Annotated in this window: 15 protein-coding genes and 1 pseudogene; 7 read left to right on the top strand and 9 right to left on the bottom strand. The window is 73.0% G+C overall.

From position 1 onward, the window contains the following. Nucleotides 1–287: 287 nt before the first annotated feature. From ACSNN7_RS06550 to ACSNN7_RS06540, 3 genes are all read left to right on the top strand, one after another. Nucleotides 288–938, top strand: coding sequence for a hypothetical protein (locus tag ACSNN7_RS06550; protein ID WP_436679736.1), 651 nt, complete (start codon nt 288–290; stop codon nt 936–938). Between the two features lie 61 nt (nt 939–999). Next, nucleotides 1,000–2,214, top strand: coding sequence for a M23 family metallopeptidase (locus ACSNN7_RS06545; RefSeq protein ID WP_436679735.1), 1,215 nt, complete (start codon nt 1,000–1,002; stop codon nt 2,212–2,214). A 70-nt stretch (nt 2,215–2,284) separates the two neighbouring features. Continuing rightward, on the top strand, nt 2,285–3,061 hold the full coding sequence (locus tag ACSNN7_RS06540; RefSeq protein ID WP_436679734.1) for an SIR2 family NAD-dependent protein deacylase: 777 nt from the start codon (nt 2,285–2,287) through the stop codon (nt 3,059–3,061). A gap of 37 nt (nt 3,062–3,098) precedes the next feature. On the opposite strand, the gene ACSNN7_RS06535 is transcribed toward ACSNN7_RS06540, so the two are convergent. Continuing rightward, nucleotides 3,099–4,871: an AMP-dependent synthetase/ligase gene (locus tag ACSNN7_RS06535; protein WP_436679738.1), complete on the bottom strand. Its 1,773-nt coding sequence runs from the start codon at nt 4,869–4,871 to the stop codon at nt 3,099–3,101. Between the two features lie 217 nt (nt 4,872–5,088). On the opposite strand from ACSNN7_RS06535, the gene ACSNN7_RS06530 reads away from it, so the two are divergent. After that, a complete protein-coding gene (locus ACSNN7_RS06530; protein WP_436679733.1) occupies nt 5,089–7,440 on the top strand; it encodes a transglycosylase domain-containing protein in 2,352 nt (783 codons plus the stop codon). Between the two features lie 114 nt (nt 7,441–7,554). Here the strand turns inward: ACSNN7_RS06530 and ACSNN7_RS06525 are convergent, their stop codons facing one another. Continuing rightward, the gene (locus ACSNN7_RS06525) at nt 7,555–8,463 is read right to left on the bottom strand and encodes a hypothetical protein (RefSeq protein WP_436679739.1); all 909 of its coding nucleotides are present in this window, start codon (nt 8,461–8,463) and stop codon (nt 7,555–7,557) included. Between the two features lie 87 nt (nt 8,464–8,550). Further along, nucleotides 8,551–8,688: pseudogene (locus tag ACSNN7_RS06520) on the bottom strand (DUF4236 domain-containing protein); the annotation flags it as partial. 98 nt (nt 8,689–8,786) lie between these two features. On the opposite strand from ACSNN7_RS06520, the gene ACSNN7_RS06515 reads away from it, so the two are divergent. Further along, the gene (locus ACSNN7_RS06515; RefSeq protein ID WP_436679732.1) at nt 8,787–9,662 is read left to right on the top strand and encodes a G5 domain-containing protein; all 876 of its coding nucleotides are present in this window, start codon (nt 8,787–8,789) and stop codon (nt 9,660–9,662) included. Nucleotides 9,663–9,777: 115 nt separating this feature from the next. Beyond that, nucleotides 9,778–10,707 carry a diacylglycerol/lipid kinase family protein gene (locus ACSNN7_RS06510; protein ID WP_436679731.1) on the top strand — a complete coding sequence of 310 codons (930 nt, stop codon included), beginning with the start codon at nt 9,778–9,780 and terminating at the stop codon, nt 10,705–10,707. Between the two features lie 9 nt (nt 10,708–10,716). On the opposite strand, the gene ACSNN7_RS06505 is transcribed toward ACSNN7_RS06510, so the two are convergent. From ACSNN7_RS06505 to ACSNN7_RS06495, 3 genes are all read right to left on the bottom strand, one after another. Next, nucleotides 10,717–11,463 carry a hypothetical protein gene (locus ACSNN7_RS06505; RefSeq protein ID WP_436679730.1) on the bottom strand — a complete coding sequence of 249 codons (747 nt, stop codon included), beginning with the start codon at nt 11,461–11,463 and terminating at the stop codon, nt 10,717–10,719. Between the two features lie 100 nt (nt 11,464–11,563). Then, nucleotides 11,564–11,872, bottom strand: coding sequence for a MoaD/ThiS family protein (locus tag ACSNN7_RS06500; RefSeq protein WP_436679729.1), 309 nt, complete (start codon nt 11,870–11,872; stop codon nt 11,564–11,566). Next, on the bottom strand, nt 11,869–12,984 hold the full coding sequence (locus tag ACSNN7_RS06495) for a WD40/YVTN/BNR-like repeat-containing protein (RefSeq protein ID WP_436679728.1): 1,116 nt from the start codon (nt 12,982–12,984) through the stop codon (nt 11,869–11,871). Before ACSNN7_RS06495 ends, ACSNN7_RS06500 begins: the two co-directional genes overlap by 4 nt. 138 nt (nt 12,985–13,122) lie before the next feature. Between ACSNN7_RS06495 and ACSNN7_RS06490 the strand changes: the two genes are divergently transcribed. After that, nucleotides 13,123–13,542 (top strand): MmcQ/YjbR family DNA-binding protein, encoded by a 420-nt coding sequence (locus ACSNN7_RS06490; protein ID WP_436679727.1) that lies wholly within the window; start codon nt 13,123–13,125, stop codon nt 13,540–13,542. Between the two features lie 104 nt (nt 13,543–13,646). Here ACSNN7_RS06490 and ACSNN7_RS06485 read toward each other — a convergent pair whose 3' ends face one another. The 3 genes from ACSNN7_RS06485 to ACSNN7_RS06475 all read right to left on the bottom strand — a co-directional run bounded on the left by ACSNN7_RS06485 (nt 13,647) and on the right by ACSNN7_RS06475 (nt 15,436). Beyond that, nucleotides 13,647–14,159 carry a hypothetical protein gene (locus ACSNN7_RS06485; protein WP_436679726.1) on the bottom strand — a complete coding sequence of 171 codons (513 nt, stop codon included), beginning with the start codon at nt 14,157–14,159 and terminating at the stop codon, nt 13,647–13,649. Between the two features lie 109 nt (nt 14,160–14,268). Further along, nucleotides 14,269–14,988: a hypothetical protein gene (locus ACSNN7_RS06480; RefSeq protein WP_436679725.1), complete on the bottom strand. Its 720-nt coding sequence runs from the start codon at nt 14,986–14,988 to the stop codon at nt 14,269–14,271. Continuing rightward, entirely contained in the window at nt 14,981–15,436 is a 456-nt protein-coding gene (locus tag ACSNN7_RS06475; protein ID WP_436679724.1) for an RNA polymerase sigma factor, read from the bottom strand. The genes ACSNN7_RS06480 and ACSNN7_RS06475 overlap by 8 nt, the downstream gene beginning before the upstream one ends. Nucleotides 15,437–15,602 lie beyond the last annotated feature (166 nt).

Raw genomic sequence — 15,602 nt, 5'->3', positions numbered from 1 at the left:
CAGCCCCACCGCCGTCCCCAGCCCGACCGCCACCGTCCCGACACCGGAGGCCCCCATCCTCACGCTCTGCCTGGAGCCGCTGCGGCTGCCACTGGCCCAGCGACTGCTCTGTCCACCGACCAGCCGCTGAGTGGGCGGTCACCGATCCGCGTCGCCCGCCGGACCCGCCACCGACGACCGGCGGAGACGCCAGCCTGCTCGCCGGCCGTCCACACGGGTGTCGGGCCGGACCGTCGGCCGTGATCACCCGGACGGCGCGGGCGATCGCGTCGGCTTACAGTGTGCGAATGTGGGGATCCTTCGCCGCGCCGGCCGTGGGCCTGCTGGCCGCCCTGGCCGCGGCCCCGTCGCCGCCGCCGTCACCGCCGGTGGACGCCACGCCGGTGCTGACCTCGACACCGTTCGGAACGCTGCCCGGACAGCAGGTGACCCACACCGTCACGCTCTCCGGCGACGGCACCCTCACCGGGACGCGGGTCACGTTCACCACGACGGTCGACCTCGACGGGGTCACCGCCCGGGCCGACCCGGGCCGCTGCACGGCGTCGGCGCGTACCGTCGTCTGTGACCTCGGCGACCTGCGCCTGAGCCCCACCGCGGCACCGCCGCGGATCACCGTCTCCGGTCGGGTCCGCCCGGGTGCGCCGCCGGGCACGGTGGTCCGCAACCGGGTCGACGTCACCGCGGCGCAGTTCGCCGCGACGGGCGCCCGGACCGCCAGCAACGCGTACCTGCTGCCCGGATCGACGGCCGCGCCCACCGCTACGCCGCCGGCGTCGCCGGTCATGGCGGGCGAGGTCACGCCGCCCGGCCGCTCGTCGCGAGTGCCGGCCGTCGCGGCGGTCGGGGCGGCCATCGCCGTGGCGGTCGCGGCGGCCGCGCTGCTGACGCGTCGGCGGCTGCGGCGACGGCACGGACCGCCGCCGGATCGGCTGTAACGACCAGGCACCGCGATCCGATGTAGCAGAGGGACAACGGGCTCGGCGGCGGGAGTGCGGCATGGAGCAACGGTGGCGGCGGATCATCCTGGCGACCGGCGCCGGGGCGGCCGCGCTGATGACGGCGACCTTCTGCCTGACCGTCCCGACGGCGACCGCCGCGCCACCGAGCACGGCGCAGCAAGCGCTGCCCCTGCCGAGCCTGCCGCCCCTGCCGAGCCCGTCGCTGCCCGTGTCGCTGCCGCCGATCGAGCCGCCGAAGGTGCCGCGGCCGCCGCTGCCCCCTCCCCCGGTCAAGCCGCCGGCCCTCCCGCCGGCCACCCCGTCGACCGGACAGCCGCCCGCCACCACCCCGCCGGCGGGCGGCAAGCCACCGCAGGGCAGCGCACCGGCGGAGCCGAACGACGACGGGTCGATGGTGCCGCCCGGGTCGGCCCCCGCGCTGATCACCGGCGACCCCGGCGCCGACCTCTACCCGCAGCCGCCGGTGGACGCCGCCGTCACGCCACCGGCCCGCCGGGTCGCCGCGCTCACCGACGTCCAGCACCGGATCCAGTACCTGGAGAACATCCTCGCCCGGACCCGCGACGACCTCGCCCGGGTGCAACGTGGAGCGGATCCGGTGCTGCACCTGCTGACCACGCTGACCGCGGGCGGGGACCCGGCATCGCCCTTCGCCGTGGCGGACTCCGCGGATGTCGTCGACACCCCCACCGGCCGCGCGGTCGCCCTCTCCGGCGCGATCACCTCCGGCCAGGCCGAGCTGATCCGCCGCCGGCAGGAGGAGACGCGGCTGCGGCAGGAGATCGACCGTCGGGTACGCGCCGTACGCGCCGCGGCCGCCGCGGCGGCACCGGCCCGCACCGACGCCACGGCCGCGCCGGGCCGGCTGCGCCACCCCCTGTCAGGTCGGCTGACCAGCCGGTTCGGCACCCGGTTCGACCCGTACTACAAGGTGTGGCAGTTGCACGCCGGGGTGGACCTCGCCGCCCCGACGGGCACCCCGATCCTCGCCGCCGCCGACGGCCGCGTCTCCCGGGCCGGCTGGTCCGGCGGCTACGGCAGATACACCTGCATCGACCACGGCCGGGCCGACGGGCAGCGACTGTCCACCTGCTACGCCCACCAGTCGAGGCTGCTGGTGGCGCCCGGCCAGCGGGTCCGCGCCGGCCAGGTGATCGGACTGGTCGGATCGACCGGCGCCTCCACCGGCCCCCACCTGCACTTCGAGGTACGCCTCGGCGGCCGCCCGGTCGACCCGCTGCCCTGGATCTGAACCGCGCCGTGCGGGCCGACCCGGAAATCCCGTTCGCCGGTACCGGGTCCGGCTCCTACCATCGGCGGTCATGACCGACATGAGCTGGGCGGACGGGGTGACCCGGGTGGCCGTCCTCACCGGCGCCGGCATCTCCACCGACTCCGGCATCCCGGACTACCGGGGCCCGTCCGGGGTGTGGACCCGCGACCCGGCCCTGGTCGACGCGTTCACCCGCGACTCGTTCCGGTCCGACCCGACGGTGCGGACGCGGTTCTGGCGGACCTACCTCGGCCACGCCGCGTGGCGGGCCGAGCCCAACGCGGCGCACCGGGCCCTCGCCGAGCTGGAGCGGGCCGGAGTCGCGGTCCGCATCCTCACCCAAAACGTCGACGGGCTGCACCAGAAGGCCGGGTCCAGCCCGCGCAAGGTGCTGGAGCTGCACGGCACCATGCACGAGGTGGTCTGCACCGGTTGCGGCGCGCGTACCCCCAGCGGGCCGAATCTGGCCCGGGTGGCGGCCGGGGACGCGGACCCTGCGTGCCCCGGCTGCGGCGGCGTCCTCCAGCTGGCCGTGGTGCTCTTCGGGCAGCACCTGGACGCGGACACGGTCAGCCACGCCGAGCGGATCGCCGCGCACAGTCAACTGATGCTGGCGGTGGGCAGTTCGCTGCGGGTCGAGCCGGTCGCCTCCCTCTGCGCGGTGGCGGTGAACGCGGGCAACCGTCTGGTGATCGTCAACCGGGACCCGACCCCGTACGACGACCTCGCCGTCGAGGTGATCCGCGAACCGATCGGCACGGCCCTGCCCCGGATCTGCGCGGCGCTCGCCGCGCGGGCCACCTTCGGCGCGCCGACGTCGCCGTAGCCCGTCGGTGACGGCGCCAGGCGCACCGGGCGGTCGGTCAGTGGCCGCGGTAGAGCGCCTCGATGTCGGCGGCGTAGCGGGCCTTGACCGCCTCACGTTTGATCTTCAGGGTGGGGGTGAGTTCCCCGTCGGCCTCGGTGAAGTCCCGCGGCAGGATGCGGAACGTCTTGACCTGCTCCGCCCTGGACACCGTCTGGTTCGCCTGGTCGACTGCGGTCTGGATGTCCGCGCGCAGCTCGGCGTCGTCGCGTAGGTCCGCCACCTCCGCGTGCGGGTGGCCGTGGGCGACCCGCCACCGCTGCCACGCGTGGGGGTCGATGGTGACCAGCGCGGCCACGTAGGGACGGTCGTCGCCGACGAGCATGCACTGGCTCACCAGTCCGTGCGCGCGGATCTGCTCCTCGATCGGTGCGGGCGCGATGTTCTTCCCCGCCGCCGTCACGATGATCTCCTTGGCGCGGCCGGTGATGCGCAGGTAGCCGTCGTCGTCGAGGCTGCCCAGGTCACCGGTGCGCAGCCAGCCGTCGTCGGTGAAGGTGGCCCGGGTGGCGTCGGGGTTGTTCCAGTAGCCGGCGAAGACCATCTCGCCCCGGACGAGGATCTCGCCGTCGTCGGCGATGCGGACCTGCGCGCCCGGCAGCGCACGGCCGACGGTGCCGAGGCGCATCGCCGTGGGCAGGTTCGCGGTCACCGCCGGGGACGTCTCGGTCAGCCCGTACCCCTCCAGGGCGGTGATGCCGGCACCGCGGAAGAAGTGCCCCAGGCGCTGCTCCAGCGGCGCGCCGCCGACGATCGCCAGCCGGCACCGCCCGCCGAGGGCGGCGCGCAGCGTCCGGTACACCAGCAGGTCGCACCCGGCGCGCGCCAGCCGCAGCAGCACCCCCGGACCGCGCGGGGTGTCCATGGCCCGGCTGTACCGCACGGCGACGGCGTCCGCGACGGCGAACACCCGTCCCAGGCGCCGGTCGTCGGCGCGCTGCCGGGCCCGGGCGTACATCTTCTCCAACACCCGGGGCACCGCGAGGATGAACGTCGGGCGGTACTTGCGCAGCTGCCGCAGCACGCCGGCGACGTCGGCGTTGTGCACCAGCGTCGTACGGGTGTGCACCACACCCACCTGGATCAGCCGGGCGAACGCGTGCGCCAGCGGCAGGAACAGCAGCGTCGACGCGCCCGGGTGCAGCAACTCCGCCAGCACCCCGGTCGCGCTACGCACGTCGACCTGGATGTTGCGGTGGGTCAGCGTGCAGCCCTTCGGCCGGCCCGTGGTGCCGCTGGTGTACACGATCGTGGCCAGGTCGTCGCCCGACACGGCCCGCCGCCGCGCCTCGACCTGCCCGTCGTCGACGGTGCGGCCCTGCCCCGCCAGGGCGATCAGGCCCCCGGCGTCGATCTGCCACGACTGGCGCAGCGCCGGCAGGCCGTCGCGCAGGCCGGCGAGCATCGCGTCGTGCTCGGCGGTCTCCACCACGCACCCCACCGCGCCCGAGTCCGCCAGCATCCACCCCAACTGATCGGCGCTGGAGGTCTCGTAGGCGGGAACCGTCACGGCGCCGATCGACCAGAGGGCGTAGTCGACGAGGGTCCACTCGTAGCGGGTGCGGCTGACCAGGGCCACCCGGTCGCCGTGCCCGACACCGGCGGCGATGAACCCCCGCGCGAGGGTGAGCACGTCGTCGCGGAACTGCTCGCAGGTCACCGGGAGCGCTCCGCCGTGCACCGACCGGGGCGCCGGCCAGGACCGGGGAGCCGGCTCCGGACGGACGAACTGCACCAGGTCCGGGGACGTGCGCGCGTTGTCCCAGACCATCTCGGCCAGGCCCGGCACCGGCGTGCCGGTCTGCGCCGCCTCGACCGTCACGTCCTGCACGACCGCACCTCCGCTCGCCGTACCGCCGCCCGGCGGGGCACTCGGTCATCATGACCAGACCAGCGGCTCACGCGGCCCGGAACCGGAGAACTCGCGGCGGCGGCCGACCCGGCGACGCTCAAGATTCGACGGACCGGCCGCAGGGTACCGGGTACGGGTGTCTCCCACCGGTAACAACGACAACAGTGCTGCCGTACCCGGACCGGCCGCCGCCCCGGCGGCTCCGAAGCGGCGGCGCCGGCGCGTCCTGATCGTCCTGGCCGTGCTGGCGCTGCTCGCCGGCACCGGGCTCACCGCCGGGACGTACTACGTCGACAGCGTGCCCACGCCCACCGACCTGGAGCTGCCGGAGTCGACCACGGTCTACTTCGCCGACGGTCGCACCCCGATGGCGAAGCTGGGCGCGGAGAACCGGACGATCGTGCCGTACGAGGAGATGAACGACGCCGCCAAGCAGGCGATCGTGGCGACCGAGGACCGCACGTTCTGGAGCAACGAGGGCATCGACTTCACCGGCGTGCTGCGCGCCGCCTGGTCGAACGTCACCGGCGGTCAGCGCCAGGGCGCGTCGACGATCACCCAGCAGTACGCCCGGGTGGCCGCCGACCTCAAGGGCGTCTCCTACTCCCGCAAGCTGCGCGAGGCGGTCATCGCGTGGAAGCTCGACGACAAGTACAGCAAGGAGGAGATTCTCGGCTTCTACCTGAACACGGTGCCGTTCGGGCGGGGGTCGTACGGCATCGAGGCGGCCGCCCAGGCGTACTTCGGCAAGTCGGTGCGGCGCGACGCGCCGCCGGCGAAGCAGCTGACCACGGCGGAGGCGATGGTGCTCTGCGCCATGGTCAAGCAGCCGGAGGCCGACCCGGACGACCCCGAGGGCCAGCCCGGTTACGATCCGGCGCGCAGCCCGCTGGCCCGGCAGAACTCGATCGACCGGTGGAACTACATCCGCGACGGCATGGTGAAGCTGGGTTACCTGTCGGCGGACGAGGCGGCCGACCTGGCGTACCCGGACTCGGTGAAGCCGATCGACCCGGCGGCCGGCCGCTCCGGCCTCGACCGGCCGACCGGCCTGGTGGTCAACCACGTGCTCAGCGAGCTGCGGCGGGCCGAGCCGTTCCAGGGCAAGCCCGCCGACTACATTCGCAACGGCGGTTTCAAGATCGTCACCACCATCGACAAGCGGGTCCAGGACGCCGCCGACGCGGCCGCCGACATCCGGCGCGACAGCGCACCCGAGGCGGTCCGCGGGCAGCCGAAGAACTGGCAGGCCGCGCTGGTGGCGGTGGAACCCGGCACCGGCCGGGTGCTCGGCTACCACGGCGGCAGCGACGGCGCCGGTGCCGACTACGCGGGGTGGTACCACGACGAGACCGGCGCGGCGCGCGGCTTCGGCCAGCACCCGCCGGGGTCGTCGTTCAAGGTGTACGACCTGGCCACCGCGGTGCAGGAGAAGATTTCGGTGAAGCAGCGCTTCCACTCCCCCGAGATCAAGGAGTTCCCCGCCTCCGGCCGGACGAAGGGCAGCCCCGCCGGTCCGATCCGCAACGCCGAGCGCGCGCCGTGCCAGCCGGACTGCGCGCTGTGGGAGGCCACCGTCGCCTCGCTCAACGTCACCTACTTCGCGCTCACCGAGCAGCTCGGCACGGCCAAGGTGATCGACCTGGCCACCCGGGCCGGGGTGGACTCGATGTGGGCCAACGAGAAGGGCAACCCGCAGCCGAAGCGGATCGAGCTGCGCGGCCACTCGGGTCAGGAGCTGGCGCGGCACTTCTCCACCGAGGTCGGCATCGGCCAGTACGGCATCACCGTGCAGGACCACGCCAACGGGATGGCGACCTTCGCCGCCGGCGGGAAGCGGGCCGACGCGCACTTCGTCCGCTCGGTCACCAAGGGCGACGAGAAGGTCCTCGACGAACAGCTGGTGCAGACTGACATCGGGCTCGACCAGGAGGCGGTCAACCAGCTCAACTGGACGCTGCGCCGGGTGAAGGCGGCCGAGCTGGACAACGGCTGGGACTCCGCCGGCAAGACCGGCACCTGGCAGGCCGGAACGAGCACCACCCAGAACGTGCACACCTGGATGGTGGGCTACACCGGCGCGCTGGCCGCCGCGGTCTGGCTCGGCACCGTCGACGGCAAGCCGCTGCGGACCTCTGACGGCAGCTACGACGTCTACGGCTCCACCGGCGCCGGGCCGATCTGGCGGCAGTTCATGGAGCAGGCCACGGCCGCACTGAAACTCGACCCGGACAAGTACCGGTTCCAGGAGCCGGCGTTCCCGCAGGAGGAGGAGACGGCGCCCACCGCCACGGTGGCACCGAAGCCGACCACGGCCCAGCCGACGCCGACCCCGACCGTGACCCGGTCGACCGTTCCCGCCAGCCCGACCGCGAAGCCGACGCTGACGCTGCCGCCGACGCCGACCCGCTCCCCCAAGCCCACCCCGTCGCGGACCCCCAAGCCGCCGCGGAGCGTGGAGCCTTCCCTCACTCCGCCGCCGGGGTGACTGGGCCAGCCGACGGCCGGCACAGCCTCCGACAGGCCGGGCGGCGGCGGACCCGGCGACGATGCTGCGCGCACGCGGGGGGATCGCCTGCCGGGCCAGGACCGCCGGTCGTACCTACTCGATTCCGGTGAGTTCGGCGAGGTCGACGGCGCTGACGAGTTCGGCGAGTGCGCGCTCGGCGTCGAGGTTGAGGGGTTGCAGTTCCCCGGTGCGAGGCCGCTGGTTCAGCAGCAGCTCGCTGCTGGTGTCGGTGACGACGGTAGCGGCGTCCGCCGCGTCCCAGCGCACTCCGGCCAACGCCTGGCGGTTGATCTTGGCGGCGAGCAGGCACGACATCCGGGGCTGCCCGTAGCTGTCCATGCCGTCGTGTCGGAGCACCGCGACCCGGGCAGATCGGAGGCCGGGTGCGACGGCGAAGGCCTCCCGGATCGTGACGAGGACCTGCCCGCACACGAACAGCTGGTAGTAGGCGGCGCGATCGCGCTGGGGCAGTTTACGCAGCGACAGATTGCCGGCCTGGGTGGTGGTGGGCATGCGCTCCGGCACGACCTGATCGATGCTCGGCACCAGCACGGCGAGGGAGACCTCCCCATCGGCGACGCCGACTGCGGCGCTCGGAGCCTCGTTGTCCTCGAACGCTTCCTCCAGCGTCTCCAGGACCACCTCGGTGGCATTGGTGCGCAGCTCGTGCCAGCGCTGGTCGAGGTACTGCTGCCAGGCTGCCTGCTGCTCGCAGCGCGTGGCCCATTGCCGCTGCACCTCGGCCTCTGCCCACCGAACGGCCTGCTGCTTGGCCTGCGCTCGCCTGCTGCGTTCGAACAAGCCGATCCCAGCCAGGGCGTGCTGCTCGTAGTGCTGATAGATGCTGTCCCGATCGGGGGCCGCTGGTGGAGGGGCGATCGGTCGGGTGGCGGCGGGGAAGTCCACCCGGTGCAGATCGAGGATCTGCAGGAATGCCTGCGCCAGGTGTCGCGCCTGCTCGGCCCGCTGTGCCTGCACCGCCTGCCGCTGCTGGCTGGCCACCTGCCGTTGGTACGCCGCTGCGGAGGGAGGTCGGCCGCCGGAGCGGCTGCCGCCCCGACCACCACCCAGGGAGGTGTAGAAGCCGACGGGTCCAACACCGGTGGAGAATCCCGTCCGGCCCGCTCCGACGTGCACTCGGGCGACGCGCGGACCGATGCTGGTCCGGATGCCTCGCGACGACGCGCGGATGCGCACGCCGGGTGCCAGCTTGATCGAGAAACCCATACCTGACCGTAGGCCCCGGCACCCCGATCCCCCGTCAGCCTGCAAACCCGCTTGTCCGGATGAACGTATGGTGACGTGTCCTCGAATGACGGATACGGGTGGCCGACCGGCTGGTGATGCGCGTTCGCCCTGTTCAGCACACTCAGGATGTGACGTACCAGCCTCCGCAGGACCCGTGGAACGGGCAGACGCCGCCTCCGCCGCCGCCTCCCCCAGCTGCGCGGCCGCCCGGCCACGACTGGAGGACGCCGCCGTATCCGACCGCTCAGTTCCCGGCGGCCGGCGGTGGCTGGAATCAGCAGCCGCGGAAGTCCAACAGCACTGTGAAGATCGTGCTGATCAGCGCCATGACGCTCGTGCTGCTGTGTTGCGGCGGAGTCACCATCGCCGCGATCGTCTCGCCTCCGCCGCCCGACTCGCAGGCGGCGAAGGAACCAGCCGCTGAGTCCATCCCGACCGTCCAGGCCGCAGATGACCCCTCTCCGAGCGGGGCCGAGCTGACCCCGGCATCGCAGGCCCCGAGCACGCAGGCGGCAGCGACACCGACGGCAGCCTCCGCGACACCGGTGGTGCAGACGCGCACCGCCACCGAGACGCAGAAGGTGGGGTACCAGACCAGGACGGTCTACGACTCCTCGCTGGCGAAGGGCACCAGGAAGGTGACCACCCGCGGGGTCTCCGGCGTCAGGACCCTCACCTACGAGGTCACCCTCACCGATGGTGTTCAGACGGCACGGAAGCTGGTCAGGTCGGAGATCACGAAGGCACCGGTCACGCAGGTCGTCAGGGTCGGCACCAAGGAGGCCCGGTCCTGCGACCCCAACTACAGCGGCGCCTGCGTGCCGGTCGCCAGCGACGTCGACTGTGCCGGTGGCAGCGGCAACGGGCCCGCGTACGTCGACGGACCGCTACGGGTGGTCGGCCGGGACATCTACGACCTCGACCGCGACGGAGACGGCATCGCCTGCGACTGACGTGTCTGACTCGGCACCCCGCACTCGCCCAGCCTTCGGCACCCGGCACCATCCGCTCAGTCGACTCTCGCCGACGGAGCCGGCGACGGCGCGGCGGGAGATAGGGTCGTGGTTCATGCGCACGAAGCAGGAGCTGACCGCGGCCATCCGGCGGGACCGGAAGGCGGCGCTGGTCATCAACGTCGGCTCCCGTCGCGGCCGGGAACACTGTGAACATGCGCGGGCCCGGTTGGTCGACGCCGGCTTCGACCTGCTCGGCACGTATCCGGTCGACCGGCCCGGGCAGCTCGAGAAGAGCGTCGCCGCGGCGGCCGACCTGGGGCCGGACGTCCTGGTCGTGGGCGGCGGCGACGGTACGCTCAGCACCGCCGCGCGGCTGCTCGCCCACCGGGACATCGCGCTGGGCCTGCTGCCGCTGGGCACCACCAACAACTTCGCCCGCACCCTCGGCGTCCCGCTGGACCTGGACGACGCCGTCGCGGTGCTGACCCAGGGCAAGGTCATCGATGTCGACCTCGGGATCGCCGGCGAGAGGCGGTTCACCAACCAGCTCGGGGTCGGCCTCTCCACCGACATCATGCTCCGCACGCCGCCCCGCCTGAAGCGCATCTCCGGCCGGCTCGCGTACCCGCTGACCGCCCTGGCGCTGCTGGCCGGGCACCGGCCGATGCGGGCCACCGTCCGCGCGGACGGCACCAAGCACGAGTTCGTCACCCACCAGCTCTACGTGGCCAACGGCGGCTTCCACGCCGGGCGCCCGATCGCCGCGGACGCCGACGCCGACGACCGGCTGCTGGTCGCGTACCCGGTCGGCGGGGCCACCCGGCGCGGCCTGGTCCGCGCCACCCTGCGCAACGCCGCCACCGGGCACCGGCGGACCCTGCACGACGAGCCGTTTCTGGCGGTGGACGAGCTGTGGCTGGAGACGGACCGGCCGGCACGAATCGAGGTGGACGGGGAGCTGTGCGGGACGACGCCGATCCGGGTGGCGGTCGATCCGAACGCGCTGCGGGTGATGGCACCGGCGGACAGCCTGGACCGCTGACACGGGGGCTCAGGCCCACTCACCGGAGAAGAGCGGAGAAACCGGCCGCTCCCGGCGACTGATCCGCAGATCCCCGAAGATGGTGCTCCGTTCCGCGCGCTCGACCTCCGCGTCCAGGTCGATGTGCAGCTCCTCGGACGCGTCGTGGGCGGCGCCGATGAGCACGAGCTCGGTCCCGGAATGATCGAGGAAGTCGGGCGGGTCGAGCGGGGCGAAGCGACGACCGTGGAACCTCTCCTGCAGCGCGGCGGGCAGCGTGACCTTGCGCGACCCGCGGAGGCCGACCCCCGGCGGGGAGGGTGCCTGCGGGTTCTTCACCGTGACGATGTAGCTCGGCTCCGGCTCGATGCTCAGCTCGTGCTGCGCCTCGCCGAGGCGCAGCGGAAGTTCGAGTTCGTACGCGAGGTGGGTGTGGTCGTCGTGCCGGGCGATGACGTACGCGCCCTCCGCCACGGGCCGGGCCGGCGGCTGGTGGCGCCGGTCGCGGGTCCTCGTCCGGTACGTGCGCGCCTGCAGGGCCTCGTGCAGCTGCTCGGGCCGGTCCACCACGGCGTCGACGAACGCCCAGAAGCGGTCGTGCCGGTCGATGCCGGGCAGCCGTTTACGCCCCACCAACAGCAGCCGCAGCTGCCGCCCCGGCCACGGGTGCATCACCACCAGCAGCCGCTGCACCTCGTCGAGGGAGCCGACGTGCTCCTCCTCGACGCGGGGACGGTAGAGGAAGTAGATGTCGCCGTCCTCGAGCAGCTCCGCCATCCGCCCCGGATACCCGGAACCACCGGCGAGGAACGGGCGAGCCGGCCCGGCGGCGGGCCGTACGCCGACCCGCCCTGCCGGCGCCTCCCCGTGCTCCGGGCTAGCCCCCGGCCATCGCGCCGAGGATGATGAACGGCTCCTCGCCGGCGACGACCCGCTCCGGCAGTGGCGCGTCGGGCGATTCGTTGGAGAGGTCCTCCTCGCAGGCGTAGAAGCGGACGAACGCGCGGCGCTTGCCGCTGTGGCGGTCGCGGATCGTGCCGAGCAGCATGGGGTATCGCGCCTCGAGGGTGTCCAGCACCAGGCGCTGGGTGACCCGCCCGGCACCAGGACCGGGCAGCTCGAGGCGCACCTCGCCGGTGACGTGAGCCAGGTTCTTCAGGTGGGCCGGGAGGACGACCCGGATCACGGCAGCACCTGGACTTCCACGGAGAGCACGGCCGGCAGGTCCCGGACGATCGGCGCCCAGCTGTCGCCGCCGTCCGCCGAGTGGTAGACCTGGCCGCCGGTGGTGCCGAAGTAGATCCCGCACGGGTCGAGCGTGTCGACCGCCATGGCGTCGCGGTAGACGTTGACATAGCAGTCGGACTGCGGCAGCCCCCTGGTCAGCGGCTCCCAGTCGTCGCCGCCGGTGCGGCTGCGGTAGACGCGCAGCTTGCCCTCCGGCGGAAAGTGCTCGGAGTCGCTCTTGATCGGCACGACGTAGACGGTCTCCGGCTCGTGCGCGTGCACCGCGATCGGGAACCCGAAGTCCGACGGCAGGTCGCCGCTGATCTCGCGCCAGTTCGCACCGGCGTCGTCGCTGCGCATGACGTCCCAGTGCTTCTGCATGAACAGGGTGTCCGGCCGGGCCGGGTGCTGGGTGATGTGGTGCACGCAGTGGCCGACCTCGGCGTCCTGGTCGGGGATCTCCCCGGAACGCAGGCCCTTGTTGATCGGCAGCCAGCTGGCGCCGGCGTCGTCGCTGCGGAACGCGCCCGCCGCCGAGATGGCCACGTAGATCCGGTCCTTGTGCACCGGGTCCAGGATGATCGTGTGCAGGCACATGCCGCCGGCACCGGGCTGCCACGTCGGCCCCGTCGGGTGGGTACGCAGGGCGGTGAGCTCCTTCCACTTGAGACCGCCGTCGGTGGAGACGTAGAGGGCGGCGTCCTCCGCACCGGCGTACACGGTGTCGGGGTCGTGGCGGGACGGCTCGAGGTGCCAGATGCGCTTGAACTCCCACGGGCGCGGGGTGCCGTCGTACCACAGGTGCTCACCGACCTCGCCGGAGTAGGCGAAGTCGTTGCCGACCGTGTTCCAGGTCCGGCCGCCGTCGTCGGAGCGCTGGATCAGCTGCCCGAACCAGCCGCCGGACTGGGACGCGTAGAGCCGGTCCGGGTCGGCCGGCGACCCGTTCAGGTGGAAGATCTCCCAGCCACCGAAGTGCGGTCCGTCGACCGTCCAGTCGTCGCGACTGCCGTCCGCCGTCAACGTGAACGCGCCCTTGCGCGTGCCTACCAGCACCCGTACGCCGCTCATGTCCTGATCCTTCCCACTGGTTGTCCTTGGGTAGACCGTCCGCCGCGCCGAAACTCGTCGGTCTGCATCAGTCCTACTCCCCCGCTACGACGAACAGACAGCCCCGGCCTGTCGGAGGGACCGGTTAGCGTCGCGCCCGTGACTGGCCCTGGCGACGTCCCACCCGAGATCCTCGACCGGCTCCGGCCCGTGTGCCTCGGGCTGCCGCAGACCTACGAGGAGCCGGCTTGGGTGGGCGTGCGCTGGCGGATCCGCACCCGCACCTTCGCCCACGTGTACCTGGTCGACGACGATCATCCGGCGGCCCACGCCCGAGCCGCCGCGACCGGCCAGCCGATCTGCGTGCTGACGTTCCGGTCGCCCGGCGACGAGATCGCCGGGCTGATCGCCGGCGGTCACCCGTTCTTCAAGCCGGACTGGGGCGTCGACGTCGTCGGCATGGTGCTCGACGACGGGGTCGACTGGGACGAGGTCGCCGAACTGCTCACCGAGAGCTACTGCGTCCTGGCGCCGAAGCGGCTGGCCGCTGTGGTCGACCGGCCGGTCGATCTCGAGTAGCCGCACTCCGAGCGTCGGACGCCCAAAGGTCGCCGGCATCATCGATTACCGCCGTGGGCTCTCGGCGTCTCGCCACGCCGTCGACAACGGTGCTGGGCATGACGCTAACCCTCGGCGTACACGAGGTCCATGGTGTCGGTGTGTCCCGGCCAGTGCAGTTCGAGGTGCCAGCAACCGGCCCGCGGCAGGTCCATGATCGACGGGCCGGGGCCGCCGGCCACCTCTCGGGTCACCCGCGTGTCGGTGCCGTCCAGCGTCGCGGTGATCGCCAGGGTGGCGGGTGGCGCCGGGCCGGACGACGTCGCCGCAGGCTTGGCGACCCAAAGGATCTTGTTGGCGGGTCCCTCGCCCCGGCGCAGTGCCAGTGGGTGACCGAACAGCACCGCGAGGATCTCGCGCTTCAGGCCGAAGACGTGCGGGATCCGGGCCTCCCCACTGAACCCGGCGTCCGCCCAGTCCGGCAGGACACCCGTCTCGACGCGTGAACCGCAGCCCGACGTGGCGCTCGCCGGGGCCGTGGTGGCGGGAGCGCCGGCCGGTGTGGCGGACCGACCCGTGGTCGTGCAGGCCGCCAGCAGGACCGCCGCCCCCAGCAACACCCTGTTCCAGGAACCCATCTCGCGCCTCCGTCGTAGCCGCCGCCTCCGATCGTGGCCGGCACCATTCAGGACACCGCTCGAACCTTGGGGGTTCCGTACCGGCTCGAGAGCGACCGCCGTCCCTCGCTCAATCCAGCGAGTTGGCGATCTCGATCGCCTCGCCCTTGGTCAGGTCGCCTTCGAGCCGGTAGCTCACGCCGGCCTCCTCCCAGATCAGGGTCGAGGCGGCGAGCCGCGCGCTTTCCACCCGGACGGTGCCCGCACGATCCACGTAAGCCAGCGGGTGTGGGCCGCCGATCCAGACTGCGAAGCCGCCGTCGACCTGGACCCAGTCCATTCCGGGCCCGGCGGCCTGCTTCTGAAAGACCGGATCGAGGCGACCGTCGAAGGCGTCGATGCGCACCACGCCCCCGCGGTAGAGCAGGGTGACCACCCGGTAGGAGCCGGCGCCGTCGGCGTCGGCGACCAGCACCTGCTCGGGCGGGCCCAGCTTCGCCGGCAGGCGGATCGGGAAGCGAAGCTTCCCCTGCGCCTCATCCAGGGAGGCGGGCCGCTGCGACGGCAGCGGCGATGGACTGCCGGTGGGTGAGATCGGCGCCGATGACGTGTCGATGATGATCCCGGAGAAGCGCAGCAGCCCCGCCACGGCGTCGGCGAGGGCGGCCCGCCCCGGCGGCAGCACCGCGACGAGCAGGGCGGCGAGCGCCACGGCGAGGTAGTAGCGCCACCGGCGTCGCCGTCGCGCGGGCGCGGCCAGTCGGGCGCGTACGCGGTCGGCGACGTCGGGGGCGGCGGGGACGTCCAGCCACCCGCTGAGGTCACGCAACTCCCGTTCGAGGTCATCCACGGCGCACCTCCTCGCGGTCGAGCATGGCGCGGAGCTTCGCCAGCGCTCGGGACGTCCGCGACTTCACCGTGCCTCTGGGCCAGCCCAGCATCGTCACGGTCTCCTCCTCGCTGAGATCGAGGAGGAACCGGCACACGATCACCTCGCGGTCCTTCTCCGGCAGCAGCCGCAGGGCCCGCACCAGCGTGGCCCGGCGCTCGGCGGCGAGGACGCCGCCCACCGCGCCGTCCTCGGCGATCTGCGACTCCGGGTTCGCCACCGCGGCCCGCAGGACGAGGCCGTCCCGCCGGCTACGTGAGCGGTGCATGTTGCGGGTCTCGTTGGCGACGATCGCGAGCAGCCACGAGCGGAAGGACGACTCTCCCCGGTAGCGGGACAGCTTGCGGTACGCCTTCACGAACGCCTCCTGGATGACGTCCTCCGCGTCCGAACCCGCGCCGAGCAGCACCGCCGTCCGGTAGGCGGACGCGGTGTGCCGGGCGACCAGGAGGTCGTACGCCCCCAGGTCACCTGCCCGAGCGCCGGTGACGAGCTCGTCGTCGTCCAGTGGAAACCTCCCGTTGGATCACACTGATGACACCGCCCGCACCGGATGGGTTCCAGGGACGGGGGTG

The sequence above is a fragment of the Micromonospora sp. URMC 105 genome, assembly GCF_051386295.1.
In the GTDB taxonomy this organism is placed as follows: Bacteria; Actinomycetota; Actinomycetes; order Mycobacteriales; family Micromonosporaceae; genus Micromonospora.
This window is presented reverse-complemented; position numbering and strand designations above follow the sequence as displayed.